Below are 17,041 nucleotides of genomic sequence, written 5' to 3'. Positions count from 1 at the left end.
CAAGTGATTAATTTTGACTATTTTCGAGCCAGTTTATGATGTGCTTTTGCGAAATGCCCCGCACAAAAAGCACCGACAATTGACAGTTCACCGGCTAAACAAAGTGCAGCACAAACTTCAGCAAGCGCTTGAGATTTACCAGTTCCATGTAACCCCATTAACTCCAAGCAGGCCTTTTGACTGGGTAAATTAGTGCCTCCTCCTACGGTGCCTACCATCAAATTAGGCAGTGTGACACTGGCATACAAGTCGCCATTCTTATCTATTTCCATTCGTGTCATACCTATAGCTGATTCAGCCACACAAGCAGCATCTTGGCCGCAAGCGATGTACAGTGCCGCCAAAGCGTTAGCATAATGGGCATTGATGCCTATTGTGCCACTCAACGCGCCACCTACCGTGGTCATTTGACCGAATTGCATCATTTTTTGCGGTGTCGTATGCAGATGTTTTTTGATCAATTCAGCCGATATGTGCGCTTCTGCGGTGACTTTTTTGCCTCTAACGCTGCGCAAGGTTTGGCTATTGGCTTTTTTGTCACCAGATAAATTGCCATCTAGAAAAGCATATTCGGGAGTAACAGGCGTATTGTCTAAAATAAACTCAAACACAGCATTGGTAGCAATCGTCACCATGTTTTGACCGGAAGCGTCGCCAGTTAAATATTCAAATACTAAGTAAACATGATTACCTTCGATGTTAATATTTATATCGGTCAGGGTGCCATGAGACGTGGTCGCTTCAGCAATCGATTTGAATTGTTGGTATTGTGTTGTCGCCCAAGCAACAAATTGTCCCGCTTGTGCTAGACCGTAAAAAGCGAAACCTGGAGTACGCGTGACACCTTCATTAAGTAGCATTGCACTGACGCCACCAGACGCCGTCAATAGCTTAGAACCGCGATGATACGATGCGACTAATGCTGCTTCTGTCGTGGCTAAAGGCACCAAATAATCACCTTTGGCAAATAGACCGTTAATTCTCAGAGGGCCAGCGACGCCAACGGGCACTTTTACGGTACCAATAAAATGTTCGATATTTCTATGGTAAGCCATGGCTTGTTGTTCGCTATGAGAATCCAACAGTTCGGCTTTAATTTGAGGACGTGCTAATTTGTCCCAACGACGCTGCAAACTTGTTTCAGTCAAATATGGACTCGGAGTGAGCGCTGTTGTCGGTTTCTCATAATGTGGAGATAATGTTTGTCGCAGCTCTTCTGCTGAAATATCGTCACCAAGAATAGAGACATAGTCACGACGATGCAGTTTGAGGTTAGGCATAATTTTACCGTATTAAAACTTTTCGATGATTCTACGGATTTATCAAAAGGACACAAGGTTTGCTTGTAAAGTGTGATGTTCTAAATCTTGCTATGAGATATACTTGTTATGAAAGACACCCAACATTCGGTGCGTATTTTCGAGAATAATTAGTTAAATTGCCACTATTCAGTCATTTAGTATTAGTCTTGTAAGCAATAATTAAGAGAGAGCTTTTGATGGATAAAATTATTATCTTACATGGTTTGTTTATGCATGGATTGATAATGAAGCCTTTAGCAAATAGGCTCAAAAAGGAAGGCTTTGATGTTGAGGTCATAAGTTACAATAGCCGAAATATAAACATTGAATTGGTATTTGACAAGATTCAACATGCTTTGCATTCATCAAAGCGAAATATTCTTGTTGGTCACTCGTTAGGTGGTTTGCTGGCTTTGTCATTTTTAGAGTGTAAAAAACCGAGTATTGATGTTGTCTCGCATTTGGTGACTCTTGCTAGTCCACTGAATGGAGCTTCTATTGCTCAACGGTTAGTTGAGCTAAAGTGCAGAAAAATATTGGGTAATTCATTTTTATACGGTTTGAAGCCAGAATACCGAGCTTGGAATGGCGCACAAAAAATCGGCTCAATTGCCGGCTACTTGCCGTTAGGGTTGCGTCCGGTATTGTTGGCGGACAAAGAAATGTCCGATGGCACGGTGAGCCTTAATGAGACCAAATTACAAGGAATGTCGGACCATATAATGTTGAATTGCAGTCATACTAGTATTATCTATAGTTCAAAAACTGTGCAGCAAATAAAGGCGTTCATTTTACATGATAAATTCTCTCACCATTTAAACTGACATGGCGTATCGAGTATTATTCGGCAATACAAACGGTATTTTTACCTTTTTGTTTGGCTTGATACAGTGCTTTGTCAGCTTTAGCATAAGCTTGTTTGAACGAAGCATTGTGTTTGGAGATTGAATAAATTCCGATACTAATGGTGACTTGAAAGTTTGTGCCTTCTGCGTTAAAAATGTGTTGACTCATTTCTTTTCTAAATCTATCCATTATCTTATGGGCTTCTTTAGTCGACGTTTCTGGAATCAAAGCAGCAAATTCTTCACCACCTAAACGACAAGCAATATCCGATTTTCTTAGTGACTGACTAAGCAGCCTAGAAACATATTTTATAACTTCATCACCCGTTGGATGACCATAAGTGTCATTGACTGCCTTGAAGTTATCTATATCCATAACTGCCAAAGATAATTCAGTATCGTGTTGTTTAGTTCTTTCTATTTCTCTATTGGCCAGTTTCCACATAGAGCTACGATTATAAAGATTAGTTAAACCATCTTTTTCGGCCAAAATAGTCAATTGTTGTTCCAGTTGTATTCTTCTAGTGATTTCATCTTGAAGTGAATCTGTGTGTCGACTCCGACCATATTCTAACCAAGCCGTTATCCAGACAATCACAAGGTAAGTTAAATAGAAACGCAGTCTAAATGCTTCGAGATAATGCGGAATATCAGTATGTAGAACTTCTAAGCAGCTTCCAACTGCGAAAATGAGTAAAATACTCCACATGATGCCCAACTTGTAACCGAATACAAATATAGTAAAAAGAGGGTAGGTATAAATCCATAAGACGCGGCCTTCACTATTGGGTTCTAAGTAGGTAACAATAACCAATAGCATGAAAAATAAAAAACTACAGAAATGATAAATAAAATGTAAGTTGTAGCATTTTTTCACCATGATTAAATTTATGGCAATAGAGCTGGAAAATACTCCAATAGTGCAAGCAATTTCTGTGTTTCCCGCTAATAGATTAAAGATGATAAAAATGATACCCAGAGGCATCATTGTCAAGCACAGCCAAATAAAGTGAGAAAGTTTCATTTTTTCTGTTGGAGGCAAAGTTTCTTCGGTCAGATTAGAGCGACAGGTTACAAAGCTCTCTACCCAAAACTTAGGATTCATTTTTGAATTAATCATTCATCCCTCCAATTATCAAAATGAATTATATTTATAATACCAATTTTAGCGCACACGAGCGTGCTTTTCTTTCATGATTAGCGCTTTATTGTTGATCGCACCTGTATTTTTTGAATTGTTATGATATGACGGCGATTGTTATCAAATGTCGTTAATTGCTATCAAAAGTGGTTAATTAGAGTTTATTTTGAGTGTTTGTGAATTTAAATGGCAATAAATTTATTAATTGTGTTTCATGTTATTAACTAATATGAGACTTATTTTTATTGACGTCTTTTCATGTGAGGAGTAATTTTCTATGAGAGTTATTCGTTTAGGCTCCTATTTTCTCACTAAAATTATCCCAATTCAGTTATAGAATGTCGTGTTTTTCCGTTCTCAATTTTACTTGATGTGGATTACGCAACTTGATATTTGGGTGTGATTTTTTACGTATTCTTATAACGTTCAAGAATGGTGTAATGCAATCAGATAAAGCTAATCAACTGGAGACTGACAAGCCAGTTTATTTCAAACAGATCAATCGAAAACGTTATGTCACCGATCAAGGCTATCATTTTAGCGAAGATGCCCTTACGGTCGAAGAACCGTTGCAGATTAGCATTGAATGGCAAATTGGCGGCACGACACAGTGTGAGTTGTGGAGCATGACCATGCGTACACCAGGTGATGATGAAAACTTGGTGTATGGATTACTTATTGGCCAAAGTGTTGTGAGCAGCTGGCTTGATATCGAAGCTATTCGCTGTTTTGACTCTCATACGAGTAATGCAATGAACCACATTGTTGTGATATTAAAACCGGGTGTTGAGCCTCGTTTATCGTCATCTAATCGTCGTAGTATTAGCACTTCGAGTTGTGGCGTTTGCGGTGCAACGTCAATTCGTGCGTTGCAATTTTCTCAATATAGAGAGATAGATCAATCAGAGCATTGGTTATCTCCTCAAGACGTTCTTAACTACCCATCTCTACTTAATCAAAATCAGTCACAATTCCATCAAACGGGATCAGTTCATGGTGCCGCTTATATGGTTGATGGTGAGTTGATCGCAGTTGCAGAGGATATTGGTCGACACAATGCATTAGATAAATTGCTTGGTTTTGTAGCACGACAACAAATATGGCATCCACAAGGTGTGGTGGTTTTAACAAGTAGGGTAAGTTTTGAGTTAATGCAAAAGGCGGTTATTTCCGGTATTGCCGCTATCGTATCAGTTGGAGCACCTTCAAAAATTGCATTGGATATTGCTCGTCAGTTCGATATGACACTGATTGGGTTTACCAAGGCGGAACAATTCAATTTGTATAATGGATACTGGCGAATGAAGCCAGAGTAAAAATAAGAAGATAATGGCATGAGTTATAAAGAGTATTCTGGGTCAGCTGGTGGTTGGGCTGCGTTAAAATCGACCACACAACATCTGTTTAAAAGTGAAAATGTTGCCAAAAACATCGTCAATTTATTCCGTACTAATCAAGATAGTGGCTTTGATTGTCCTGGGTGTGCTTGGGGAGAAAAAGGCGTTCCGGGACGTTTTCGCTTTTGTGAAAATGGTGCCAAAGCGGTCAACTGGGAAGCAACGACTCGTCGTGTAAACCGTGATTTTTTCGCTAAATATTCGGTGTCTTGGCTTAATAAGCAAACCGATTATTATTTAGAATATCAAGGGCGGTTAAGTGAACCGATGCGCTATAATTCCGAGACAGATCATTATGAACCGATCAGTTGGGATGAGGCTTTTGACGTTGTGGCAAGCCATTTAAATCGACTTGAAAATCCTAACCAAGCTGAATTCTATACTTCTGGTCGTGCTAGCAATGAAGCTGCGTTTGTATATCAACTTTTTGCTCGTCGTTTCGGAACCAATAATTTTCCAGACTGTTCGAACATGTGTCACGAAGCGACTGGGCATGCTCTTATTGAATCAATTGGTATCGGCAAAGGCACGGTTACCATGGAAGACTTTGAAGTTGCTGATGCTATTTTCTTGTTTGGTCAAAACCCGGGAACCAATCATCCTAGAATGCTTGAAACTCTAGCTTCTGCTAATAAACGTGGTGCTCAGGTTGTCGCTTTCAATAATCTAAAAGAACGAGGATTAGAACGCTTCACTAATCCTCAGCATCCGCTAGAAATGCTTAGCAATGGTTCGACTCCAACCACCAGTCACTATTTTATGCCTAAATTAGGCGGAGATATGGCAGTGGTTCGAGGAATCGTTAAAGTGCTACTTGATTTACATAAGCAAGCAGTATCGCAAGGTGACAGCGTCTTTGATTTGGATTTTATTGCTGAACAAACGCAAGGATTAGATGACTACCTTGCGATTGTTGAAACCACGCCATGGCAACAAATTCTACAACAATCAGGTCTAACTAAAGATGAAATAGTGCAAGCTGCTGATATTTATCATAATGCCAAAACACGCATCGTTACTTGGGCTATGGGTGTCACTCAGCACAAACATTCTGTCGCGACAATTCAAGAATTAACTAATTTGCAGTTGTTGTTTGGTCAAGTCGGTAAACCTGGAACAGGTTTATGCCCAGTACGAGGTCATTCAAACGTTCAAGGTGACCGTACGGTAGGAATAAACGAAAAACCATCGGTTGCCTTTCTAGACAGTTTAGAAAAAGTATTTGGTTTTAAACCACCGCATGAACATGGTCATAATGTGTCTAACGCACTGCAAGCGTTGAGCAAAGGCGAAAGTAAAGTGTTTATCGGCTTAGGTGGTAACTTAGTCGCTGCTGCACCAGATACAGAAAGAGTGATGGCTGCAATGCGTCAGGCTGAATTAACCGTCAATATTGCTACCAAACTTAATCGTAGCCACGTTAATCCGGGCAAAGATTCTTTGATTTTACCCTGCTATGGACGTACCGATATCGATATTCAAGCCAGTGGTGAGCAAAAAATCACTGTAGAAGATTCATTTTCTATGGTGCATGCTTCGTCCGGTAAAATGGATGTATCTGCTGAGAAAATGCGCTCAGAAGTGGCTGTTTTAGCCGGTATGGCAAAGGCGACGTTAGGCGACACTAATCCAGTTAACTGGCAATCATTGATTGATGACTATGATAATATTCGTGACTATATTGAACAAACCATTCCAGGTTTTTCTCAATTTAATCAACGTTTGGATGTTCCGGGTGGTTTTTATTTAGGTAACAGTGCGCGAGATTTAGTATGGAACACTCCACAAGGTAAGGCTCAAATTTGCACTCACGCTCTACCTGAAAGCATACTTATTTATGATGCGCCTAGTTCAAGCAAACGGCCTGTATTTGTATTGCAGACCATGCGTTCCCACGACCAATACAATACAACTATTTATGGTTATGATGACCGTTATAGAGGAGTATTTGGTGAAAGGAATGTTATTTTTATCAATCAAGCGGATATTGATGCTCTAGGTTTACAAGCGGAAGATCTAGTTGACATTGAAACACTGTGGACTGATGACAATAAGCGTAAAATTTATGGGTTTAAAGTGATCCCTTACCAGATACCAAAGGGAAATGTGGCCGCATATTTTCCAGAAGCAAATGCGCTTATTCCACTTGAAAGTACCGGCGATTTTAGTGATACCCCAACATCCAAATCAATAGCGGTGGTTATTACGCCAACTGAACAGAGTAGTTTGGCGTAATAAGGCTGTTTTTTTAAAGGGACAGGCACCATATGTTACGATTTTTACGGGACAGGCACTAAATTAGCAACAAAAAGTGATAAGACATAAAGAAAGGGGCAGGTTTTTGATATTTGCATCACTAAGCAAAACTAAAACTGCCCCTTATGATCTAATTTATTCGGTTCAACAGAAAAATAATTCAGTCAGCACGGAGGCATTGGTTATGCAGAATAGAACGGTCAACATAGGTATTGTGGGTATCGGTATGATGGGTAGCGAACATGCTGCTAGCCTCAAGATGATACCAGAAGCGAATCTTACTGCGATTTGTGGGTTGAGGAAAAATAAGGCCGATCAATTTGCTAACAAATTTGATGCCAAGCCGTATTATGATGTTGATGAGATGATTAACTCCGGTGATATTGACGCTATTATTATTGCTACTCCACACTACGATCATCCAAGCATAGCCATAAAAGCACTGGCAGCTGGGCTACACGTATTAACAGAAAAACCAATTGCCGTACATAAAGCCGATGGTTTGAAGATGATTGCTGCTCATCGCGAACATAGAAATCTTCGCTTTGCTGCAATGTTTAATCAGAGGACGATACCCGCCCACCAAAAAATCAAACAATTGATTGATGATGGTGAACTGGGTGAAATCCGCCGAATTAATTGGATCATTACTGATTGGTTCAGAACGCAGCAATATTATGACTCTTGTGATTGGAGAGGAACGTGGAAAGGAGAGGGAGGAGGCGTACTTCTTAATCAATGCGTCCATCAACTCGATCTTTTTCAGTGGTTTTTTGGGCTTCCAACAAAAGTTAGATCGTTTAGTCAGATTGGTAAATACCACAACATTGAAGTTGAAGATGACATAACAACGTATTGTGAATTCGAAAATGGAGCGACAGGTGTTTTTATTGCTTCTACTGGTGAAGCTCCTGGTACTAATCGTTTAGAGGTAAGTGGTGAACTGGGTCGACTTGTTTTTGAAAATAACCAGTTGCTCTTTACTCGTAATATGCAAAGCATGAGCGAATTTAGTCGTGAAGCGGAACAAGGGTTTGCTAAGCCCGAAGCTCAGGACATAATCATCCCTCTTGGGGAGCAAAAAATTCAGGAACATCAGGCAATTTTACAAAACTTTTGTCAATGTATTTTAGATGAAAACGCTCAACTTATTGCTCCCGCAGAAGAAGGAATTAAGTCTTTAGAATTGGCTAATAGTATGACGTTTTCCTTCCTTACCGACACATCAGTAGAAATGCCTCTTGATGAAGTGGCGTATCAAAACCTGCTGCAAGATCAAATTAACCGCTCCAACTCATAAAGGCTAATACAAGTAATAAAAGCCAGTAATAAAAGGACAGGCACCAAATAACTGGTGCCGTTTTTTTGTTTGCAACGAATAAAGGGACATACACTTCATCCTTTATTACTCATAAAGGTATAAAGGGACACACACCTAATTAAAGGTTATTTACCTATCTTTGCTAGCATTTCTGGACTAATGAATTTATTGATTATAAATATGAATAATATTGACGGAATCAATAAAATAAGCGCAGTTATCGATGCAATTTGGTAGTTCCCTTCCATACTTGCCGTGTACAAAAGCAGAGGCAGTGTTGTGATATCTGGTGCACCAACGAAAAATGTTCCGGTAAATTCATCCAACGATTCTAAAAAGACAAAAATCCCACTGGCTATTATTCCGGGTGTTGCTTGGGGTAGAGTGACATGGAAAAATGTATAGATTGGACCTGCGCCTAAGTTTCTTGATGCTCTGGCCATGAGTGGGTCAATTCCAGAAAAAGCGGCTACGCTTATCCAAACGGAAAACATTAAACCATGTACACTATGAACTAATACCACGCCGAGAAAAGATCCGTTTAATCCAAAATCATAAAATATTCGTGCGATATTCATATATACCGTCAGGTTCGGAAACGCTTGAGGGATCAGAAATAGCAGCATCCACAACACTCGAAAGGGCATCTTCTGTTGGGACAACGTATAACCTGCTGGAATAGAGACAGCAAGACAGACTATAACGGTTGTCAGCGCTATCCAGATACTAGTTGCTAATGACCCAGAAATATTGCTGTAAGGGCTAAATACTTGATTCCAGTATTTAAAACCCCATTCAGAAGGCAATGAATGCGGGAAATACCATACTTCTGTTACTGTCCATATGAGTAAATTGATAATCGGACCAAACATCACTAACCCAAGACATAGTACAAAAATGAATTGTGGGAAGGCATCTAAACGTAACCAGTCGGTAAGTGGAAAGCGGTTCATGCTAGGTAATGGTTTCATTGTTTGTTCAACATTCATTATAAACCAGCCTTATCTTTAAGATTTTGACGAAGATAGAACCACGCAAAAAAGGCACATATACAATAAGAGATAAGTCCTAGTGCGTTGGCAGTGTGATAGTCGCCATAAGAATTAATTCGAAATGCCATATCAGCGGTCATCATTGTTGGTGTGCCGGTACCAATCATTAGAGGTACAGATAATGCGGACATCATTGTTACCACTGACAGCACCATGGCAACGCCAATGGTTGGGATAATTTGTGGCAGAATGATTTCAAATAGAATGCGGATTCTCGAACCCCCTAAGTTTCTTGCTGCACTTATCTGAGTTTCATCCACTGCTGACATGGCACCAGAAATAAGCAGTGTGGAAAAAGCAATTTGTTTCCATACAAAAGTAATGATTATTCCACTCCAACCAAGAAAAGAGATGGTTTCCAAGGGAGTAAATAGTCCAATTTCAATCAAGGCGTTGTTCATTAAACCATTTTTAGCTAAAAAGGTTCTCATCATCTGGGCCGTGACAATTAGAGGGATGAACAAGGGCAGTCGATACAGAATACCGAGTAATTTCACGAGAGTAGTAAACGGAGAAAGCCGCAATATAGCTGAAATTAGAATGGATAATACCGCTAAAATAACGACAGAAAAAAAGACAATAACTATCGTAAATAGAATGTCATTTGAGTACAGCTCTATCGCATTTTGCAAATGCTCAAAGGTGAAGTGACCTTGATCGGTGGATAAGGCCGAAAAAAGAGAAAAGGCTAATGGATAGAGAAAAAAGAGCGCGACCATGGAAGCCGCAGGTAAAACTAGCCAGATATTTTTTATTGGATTGTAATGCATAACATTTCCAGTCGACGTTACCGTGATAAATAATGCTCAGGAAGTGTATGTCCTCCTGAGCATAGGGTGTTTATTCGCTTTTAGTTTGAAACTTTACGCTCGTAACCTTCTTTGATGTCATCAAAGTAAGGGGCGATAGGGAAGCTTTTGCCGTAGTTGGCTAGGTCATCAGGGGTAATTTCTGCAAACAGTTTTTGCCAAACTTTTTGGTCTAAGTGTTTTTTGACGTGTTTTGCATCAATGCCTGGATACCAATTAAAGCGCTCGACAATACCTTCGGCTTGTATATTTGGGCTCGTGGCTAATTGGATAAATTCATGAGCCAGTTTTGCATTGGCGGCTTTTTCTGGAACCACGTAATACATAGGTTGACCAGGCATACCCGGTGCAATAAGAGACAGCTTCATTGATGGTGGAAGTTTGCCTTGTTCTTTCCAGCTATAGAACATATCTACCCAAACAGGCCCCATAAAAATCTCACCACGGTTTAGCATGTCTAATGTACCGGCGTTGCCCGGAGTGAAGGTGATTTTTTGGTTAAACTGTTTCAATTTATCAAATGCAGGGCTCCATTCTGACTGTACATTGCTGTCGTAAGGTTGACTGGAAAGTTTGTCGGCATCGGTACCGTAGGCATAAATCCAACCAGTAACAAAACTTACGCCCGACATCCCATTTTTAATACCATTGTAGCCAAACGCTTTAGGGTTTTTCTCAACCCACTGAACCAACTCGTCGTATGATTTCGGTGGAGTTTGAATGATGTCACTGTTGTAAGCAATTGCAGTTTGGCTATGGAACATTGGCATCACGTATCCATTAACATTGGTACCTAATGCGTTTTCTGCACTATCACGAGTCACCATTGCTCCAGTATTTATATCGTTCCGGTATTGACTCAATAACCCTTGTTGAACCATTTCACCACCGATTTTTTGGTGCACTACAGCGACATCTATATCCCAAGTGTCTAGGTTACTTTTACTTTGAGCAGAAAGTTTCTCAAGAATTTTATGAGAGCCTGCGTCACCCGGACCCGTTCCAATCACGTTGATTTTAACGCCAGGATGGGTGGCCTCAAACTTCGGTGCTAAATAGGTTTTTACATACTCAACCATATTTTGACTTCCTGCAGAAGCAACGTTTAATGTTGTTTCCGCTTGGGTCATCCCAGAAAAAAGTACTGCACCCATTGCTGAAAGCAAAGTCATATTGGGTTTTACAAACATAGCTAATCCTTAATTTATGTAGATACTGTTGGTTAGTTAAATAGATACTGCTTGGTTATTGGTGGATCGTTATTACTTAAATTGTTGGTACTTAGTGTTCTGCGTAATAAATATGCAACGAACGATGAGGTACCTGTAATGAAACGTGTAAACCGTGGTCGAGATGAGTTGGATGAACCGCGTGAATAATTTGGTCGTCACATTCCACGCTGACACGATAATTGTGGCCAAAAAAGGCACTTTGGATAACCTTTCCTGATAACTCAAGGCCATTTGCTTGATCAAGGGAACGACAATATTTATCGCCATCTTGATGTATGAGTTGTGCTTTCTCACTTCGGAAATAGATTTGGCATTCTTGGTTTTCTTTATGCCAAATAATCTGGTTGTCAGCGCCCATAAAATCAGCAACAAAAGGTGTTTTTGGCTGATGATAAATCTGTTCGCATGTTCCTAATTGTTCCACTTTACCTTGATTTAAAACTGCTATTCTGTCTGCCATTACTAGTGCTTCTTCTTGGTCGTGCGTGACGATTAACGAAGTAAAGCCAAATTGTTTCTGTAAAGTTTTAAGCTCGTGACGAACTTGAAGTCGAACTTTTGCATCTAGATTTGACAATGGCTCATCCAGTACCAAAATATCCGGTTGGATAACCAGTGCTCTAGCTAATGCAACTCGTTGACGTTGGCCGCCGGATAAATCGGTGACTTTTTGATCTCTTAACCCATCTAGGTTGACGATTTTAATAAATTCATTAACCTTCTTATCAATTTGATCTGCCGTGATTTTTCTAACTTTTAGACCGTAACCGATATTTTGTGCCACGGTCATGTGAGGCCAAAGCGCATAACTTTGGAATACCATGGTTATGTTTCTTTTCTCTGCTGGTAGTTGAGTTATATCTTTACTGCCTAGCTTAATGTGTCCGTTAGAAACAGGATGAAAACCGCAGAGTGCATTCAGTAATGTGGTTTTACCACAGCCAGAAGGACCTAGTAGTGCGATCATTTCACCTTGTTTAACCGATAAATTAATATCTGATAGTATCTGTTTGTCTCCGTATCCTGCACTTAAACCCTGAATGTCCAAACTGGTCATTGCTTTCTCCAAATCCGCTCTATATAAAACTTAATCTGCGATGTTTGACTGTTTTTACACATTAATGAACACGTGTTCATTAATGTGTAAAAAAAATGTAAAACTTAACAGACATCATATGGATGTACTTTGAGCTCACTTTGTGACAATTACATTAACGAAAAAAGAAAGTTTGGTGTAAACAATGAAAATTGAAGTTATTGGTTGTGGTAGTGCTTTTTCGAAAGTGAATAATACATCGTCGTTGCTTGTAGAGGATAATTCAGGAAAACAATGGCTTATCGATTGTGGTCCGACTGTACCGCGTGCGTTATTTAACCGAGATATGGCTGTTAACGATATAAAGGTAATCTATTTTACTCATATTCATCCGGATCATTGCACTGGATTGTCGGCCCTTGTGAATTACTGGAAAAGTTTTAATCGTACCGAACCAGTGACGATTTTCTGTCAGCCCGAACAGCTAACACCACTAAAGTTTTTAGCTGAATTTGCAAACTGGCCATCTAATGAGCTGTGTTTTGATATTGATTGGCAAATGATTAGCGACCACTTTTCGTGGCAAGAATGGCAAATAGCGACCGCAAACACGCAACATGAAGTATCTAACAAAGCGATACAGATATCGGTAGATGGTCATCGGCTATTCTATAGCGGTGATGGTAGGCCGACAGCTGCTAGTATTAATTTGATGAAACATGCTGATTTATCGTTTCAAGAGTGCGCGTCGTTTATCTCTCTTGATGACAGTTCGTCACATGGTGACTTCTCGAGTTGCTTAGCTTTACTTGAGCAAACCGCGACACGTTATCTTGGCCTTTATCATTGTTGGGATGAATCCTTGTCCGAAATAATAAAAAGTACCACTGGTATTGAATCATTGTTTGTAAGCCGAGATGGCCTATCTATCGATTTATCGGATATCGCACGTTGTTTAAAACCGTCATCAACAGACGATAATCCAGCAGTGACAGCTTAACAGTATGATAGTTCGAAAATATAAAGAATGGTGGACACAACATTGAGTAACAAAAAAAAATACAGCGTGGTTACTGCGCAAGACGTAGCTAATTTGGCGGGAGTCTCTCGAGCTGCGGTGTCTAGGACATTTACCGAAAATGGCAGTGTTTCCGAAGTAACCAAACAAAAAGTGTTAAAAGCAGCACAGCAGTTAGGTTATCAAGTCAACTTTTTAGCACAAGGATTAAATCGGCGTCGAAGTCAGTTAATTGGCGTTGTTGTCGCACATGTAAACAATCCTTTTAGAAGTCATTTATTAGAAGCATTATTGTCAGAAATACAGCTGCGAGGCTATCAAGCTTTGGTCGCTGAAGTCCGCCCAGGGGATGAGCTTGATGAAACCATGCGTCGTTTCACTCAATATCGGGTCTCTGGTGTGATCGTATCATCTGGCCAACCCCCAGAAGAATTGGTTAAAGAGTGTCTGCAATTTGGCATTCCCGTCGTTGGTATTAATCGAAAAATTGATTTACCGAGAGTTGATGTTGTCTGTTCTGACAATGATACGGGAGCCGAACTCGCCGCAGCACAATTAATAGAAGCCGGTTGTCAAACCATTGGTTGGCTTAACTACAAACATTCTACTTGGTCAGGTTTGGATAGAGGGCGTGCGTTTAAGCAATCACTTTGCGACTGGTTAAAAAATGAACATCATCACTATATGGATATTCAATCTGAAGGAAATGAATATGAAGGCGGTTTTAGTGCGGCAAATAAACTCATTATGTCCGGTCAGAAACCGGATGGTGTTTTCTGTGCTACCGATTTATTAGCCTGCGGTTTTCTTGATGGTATGCGTAAAAATGGATTAGATGCACCTAAAGATTTTTATCTTATAGGCTTCGACAATACATTACTGGCCGACCAATATAGTTATCGGTTGAGTAGTATTAATCACGATGTTCAAAAAACAGCGAAAAAAGCACTATGGTGTTTAGAGACCCGAGCATGTAATGAAGAACTAGAACAACGAATTGAATATATCCCAGTAAATTTGGTAGTAAGAATCACTTCTCCATTTATAGATAAAGAGTAGTAAATAATATGAAAATAGCTGACAAACTTGAGGTTTTAGAAAAAGCAATTAAAGCCGCGGGCAATAAAGCTCGTGCTTTGCGTAAACAAGGTTTATCTATTGAAACGAAGGGAAGAAACGATTTTGTTACGCAAGCTGATTTGGCTGTGGAAACAGAAATAAAAAATGTGCTCGCAGAGTTGTTTCCCAGAAGTGGGTTTTTAGGTGAAGAAAGTGGGCTGGTAGAAGGCAGTGAAGGTGTTTGGGTTATTGACCCGATAGACGGTACAACTAATTATATGCAAGGTATGGATTATTGGTGTGTTTCAGTGGCTTATGTACACAATGAACAAATTGAGTTGGGTTATATTTACGCACCGGACAGAGATGAATTTTTTTCTGCTAAAAAAGGACAAGGTGCTTGGCTTAATGGCAAACGTTTAGTCATACATAATGAAGAACAAGGCCAAGCTATTATTGGGCTTGGTCATTCTAACCGCAGACCACTTTCTGAGTTGGTGCAATTATTAAAAATATTGGACGAGAATAGTATTGATCATCGACGATTTGGAGCAGGAGCCCTAATGCTTGCTCATGTTGCATCTGGTTTAGTTCATGGGTATTTTGAAGCCCATTTAAATAGTTGGGATGCATTAGCAGGTTTGTTGTTGGTTGAAGAAGCTGGCGGCTACGTACCTGATTTTTTACAAAATAATGGGTTAATGAATGGCAACCCCGTTTGGGTTAGTACACCGAGTTTGTGGCCTGTACTTAGTTTGTATAGAAAGCAGCTCTGCGTTCAGTAATCTTGCTGTATTTTGTAGTGAGATAAAGAGACTAAAGGACACACACCAATTATATTTCATGTGTGTCCTGTGTCTTTTTATAAAAAAACAAATAGATAGCTGCCATATCCATTATGAAAAAACGTTTTATGAGGCTTATCTTACTTATGCATCAAAAAAAGTATGTTTACTAGAAATATAGTATTTCCCATTTTGGAAATGTGCTTCTCCACCATATGCCCAAAAGTCAATGATGGGATTAACATCTTTCTTAGCTAATGTGGAAAAGGCTAAATCCATACAATTCTCCAATCCAAAATGGTTAAGAACATATGACATAAGATCATCAACTAAATCACATGCATGCTCATTGTCTTCTATCTTATTATCAATAAGATATGAAGCGCAAACATCGACAAAGCCTATTTGATCTATATCTTTCATTTCCCCGAATTCTTCAAAATTTTCAATATATTCTAGGTTTGTTTTTTGATAGATTTCTAATATTTTTTTTGCTTCTTCGGAAGAAACAGCAATTTCCTGCAATATTGCTTGTTCACATTCTTTCGCTTTTTGCGCTAAATCTAAAAACTCTTCTTTTGTGCATCTTTTGCTTTTATCACGATGAACAGTTTCTATAAGTTGACCTTGTTTAATAATATATTGCATGCGCTTCGTAAGAATCGTTGTATTTTTAAAAGGAGTAAAAATCTTTTTTAAATCTGAGGGACTATGATTGAGTACAAAAAGCATATAGAAATCGTCAATTTCATCTATATCCTCATCATTACATGCCTCTTGCCATTGTTTTAAAAGCTTGCGTGCTTCTCTATCGCCTTCAATGGCTCGAATATCAGAAAATTGGGTGCGGGTTGTGATGATATATTTATCACCATGGAGTACGCCTAAACCACCTCCGATCCAAAATTTTACCGCTTTATCCATGGAAAGTTCTGGTAATGTTGTTACTGGGAAACAGATGTGGTAGGACAAAGGGTACCATTCGAAGGGAGACCAACTAACTTTGCCCCAGAAAGATTGAAGGGCTGTAGGTTTGATGATATTTCGACATATTTGATAGTCAATAAATAAAGAATCAAAATTATTGAAGCCTTCTTTTGTTAAAAATTTTTTGATCTTTTTAAAATCATTTATATATTCGACGGATATATTTTGTAACTGCTCTAAAACTTCTTGCCCTTCGCCTATTTCGTCAATGATTTTTTGGGTGATAGATATACGCTGCTTTATATCTTGCTCGGCGAGGGCGATAAGTTCATTTTTACCTTTTAAATTTTCTGGCTTTGGCGCAATACCCCGTTGTATATGGCTATGCTCAAAAATTACTTTTATACGCGCTAAAATATCTTCCGCATGGGGAAAATAACTATAGATTTTTTGTATATCTTCCCAATTATAATGAGATTCTATAATTCCTAAAATCTCCAATGACTTATAAGGGTCTAGTTCTCCTTTTGCATCAAGAATATCTATCCATTTTTGTAACAATGTTTTTTGTGTCATTTTATTTGTCTTTATTACCGTTTCAAAATGTATAGTAAATTTATCTAAACTAAGTTTTATATCTATGGTTCCACTCAGTGGTTGATTTTCATCTCCCTTAAGGAGCTGTTTTAGCTTTTAGCAAGCAAACTATAACACATTAGACACACAGGCTAAGAAGTATCAAAGGTGATATATGTAGATTTGGGGTTGATATCAATGACATCGGTACGTTTGCCAAAAGATAATGGCTAATTTGGTAGAAACAAGAAGAATTCTCGCCATTTACATGTAAAAAGAATAATGC

Annotated in this window: 14 protein-coding genes; 7 read left to right on the top strand and 7 right to left on the bottom strand. The window is 39.2% G+C overall.

Annotated features, from left to right (window positions below; translation table 11 throughout):
• Positions 1–17: 17 nt before the first annotated feature.
• On the bottom strand, positions 18–1,280 hold the full coding sequence (locus tag R3X26_RS17965; protein WP_317718712.1) for a hydroxymethylglutaryl-CoA reductase: 1,263 nt from the start codon (positions 1,278–1,280) through the stop codon (positions 18–20).
• Between the two features lie 218 nt (positions 1,281–1,498).
• Here R3X26_RS17965 and R3X26_RS17960 point away from each other — a divergent pair, with 218 nt between their 5' ends.
• A complete protein-coding gene (locus R3X26_RS17960; protein ID WP_317718711.1) occupies positions 1,499–2,125 on the top strand; it encodes a triacylglycerol lipase in 627 nt (208 codons plus the stop codon).
• A gap of 16 nt (positions 2,126–2,141) precedes the next feature.
• On the opposite strand, the gene R3X26_RS17955 is transcribed toward R3X26_RS17960, so the two are convergent.
• Positions 2,142–3,266: a GGDEF domain-containing protein gene (locus R3X26_RS17955; RefSeq protein ID WP_317718710.1), complete on the bottom strand. Its 1,125-nt coding sequence runs from the start codon at positions 3,264–3,266 to the stop codon at positions 2,142–2,144.
• 461 nt (positions 3,267–3,727) lie between these two features.
• Here R3X26_RS17955 and R3X26_RS17950 point away from each other — a divergent pair, with 461 nt between their 5' ends.
• The 3 genes from R3X26_RS17950 (at position 3,728) to R3X26_RS17940 (ending at position 8,240) form a co-directional block, all read left to right on the top strand.
• Complete coding sequence (locus tag R3X26_RS17950) at positions 3,728–4,603, top strand: formate dehydrogenase accessory sulfurtransferase FdhD (RefSeq protein WP_317718709.1); 876 nt, start codon at positions 3,728–3,730, stop codon at positions 4,601–4,603.
• 18 nt (positions 4,604–4,621) lie between these two features.
• Positions 4,622–6,919, top strand: a complete 2,298-nt coding sequence (locus R3X26_RS17945; protein WP_317718708.1) for an FdhF/YdeP family oxidoreductase — start codon at positions 4,622–4,624, stop codon at positions 6,917–6,919.
• A 205-nt stretch (positions 6,920–7,124) separates the two neighbouring features.
• On the top strand, positions 7,125–8,240 hold the full coding sequence (locus tag R3X26_RS17940; RefSeq protein WP_317718707.1) for a Gfo/Idh/MocA family oxidoreductase: 1,116 nt from the start codon (positions 7,125–7,127) through the stop codon (positions 8,238–8,240).
• A 146-nt stretch (positions 8,241–8,386) separates the two neighbouring features.
• On the opposite strand, the gene R3X26_RS17935 is transcribed toward R3X26_RS17940, so the two are convergent.
• The 4 genes from R3X26_RS17935 to R3X26_RS17920 all read right to left on the bottom strand — a co-directional run bounded on the left by R3X26_RS17935 (position 8,387) and on the right by R3X26_RS17920 (position 12,411).
• Positions 8,387–9,250 (bottom strand): ABC transporter permease, encoded by an 864-nt coding sequence (locus tag R3X26_RS17935; protein ID WP_317718706.1) that lies wholly within the window; start codon positions 9,248–9,250, stop codon positions 8,387–8,389.
• A complete protein-coding gene (locus R3X26_RS17930; RefSeq protein ID WP_317718705.1) occupies positions 9,250–10,083 on the bottom strand; it encodes a sugar ABC transporter permease in 834 nt (277 codons plus the stop codon). Before R3X26_RS17930 ends, R3X26_RS17935 begins: the two co-directional genes overlap by 1 nt.
• Before the next feature lie 80 nt (positions 10,084–10,163).
• Positions 10,164–11,312: an extracellular solute-binding protein gene (locus R3X26_RS17925; RefSeq protein WP_317718704.1), complete on the bottom strand. Its 1,149-nt coding sequence runs from the start codon at positions 11,310–11,312 to the stop codon at positions 10,164–10,166.
• A 91-nt stretch (positions 11,313–11,403) separates the two neighbouring features.
• Positions 11,404–12,411: an ABC transporter ATP-binding protein gene (locus R3X26_RS17920; protein WP_317718703.1), complete on the bottom strand. Its 1,008-nt coding sequence runs from the start codon at positions 12,409–12,411 to the stop codon at positions 11,404–11,406.
• A 184-nt stretch (positions 12,412–12,595) separates the two neighbouring features.
• Here R3X26_RS17920 and R3X26_RS17915 point away from each other — a divergent pair, with 184 nt between their 5' ends.
• Genes R3X26_RS17915 through R3X26_RS17905 form a run of 3 tightly spaced genes read left to right on the top strand, consistent with a single transcriptional unit; the run spans position 12,596 to position 15,252 of the window.
• Positions 12,596–13,390 carry an MBL fold metallo-hydrolase gene (locus R3X26_RS17915; RefSeq protein WP_317718702.1) on the top strand — a complete coding sequence of 265 codons (795 nt, stop codon included), beginning with the start codon at positions 12,596–12,598 and terminating at the stop codon, positions 13,388–13,390.
• A 42-nt stretch (positions 13,391–13,432) separates the two neighbouring features.
• On the top strand, positions 13,433–14,467 hold the full coding sequence (locus R3X26_RS17910; protein ID WP_317718701.1) for a LacI family DNA-binding transcriptional regulator: 1,035 nt from the start codon (positions 13,433–13,435) through the stop codon (positions 14,465–14,467).
• Between the two features lie 8 nt (positions 14,468–14,475).
• Positions 14,476–15,252 carry an inositol monophosphatase gene (locus tag R3X26_RS17905; protein WP_317718700.1) on the top strand — a complete coding sequence of 259 codons (777 nt, stop codon included), beginning with the start codon at positions 14,476–14,478 and terminating at the stop codon, positions 15,250–15,252.
• A 144-nt stretch (positions 15,253–15,396) separates the two neighbouring features.
• On the opposite strand, the gene R3X26_RS17900 is transcribed toward R3X26_RS17905, so the two are convergent.
• On the bottom strand, positions 15,397–16,755 hold the full coding sequence (locus tag R3X26_RS17900; RefSeq protein WP_317718699.1) for a hypothetical protein: 1,359 nt from the start codon (positions 16,753–16,755) through the stop codon (positions 15,397–15,399).
• Positions 16,756–17,041 lie beyond the last annotated feature (286 nt).

Origin of the sequence: Vibrio sp. TH_r3 (genome assembly GCF_033101115.1) — a bacterium.
GTDB lineage: Bacteria > Pseudomonadota > Gammaproteobacteria > Enterobacterales > Vibrionaceae > Vibrio.
The sequence above is the reverse complement of the archived record's forward strand: the minus strand, read 5'-3'. Positions and strand labels throughout refer to the sequence as shown.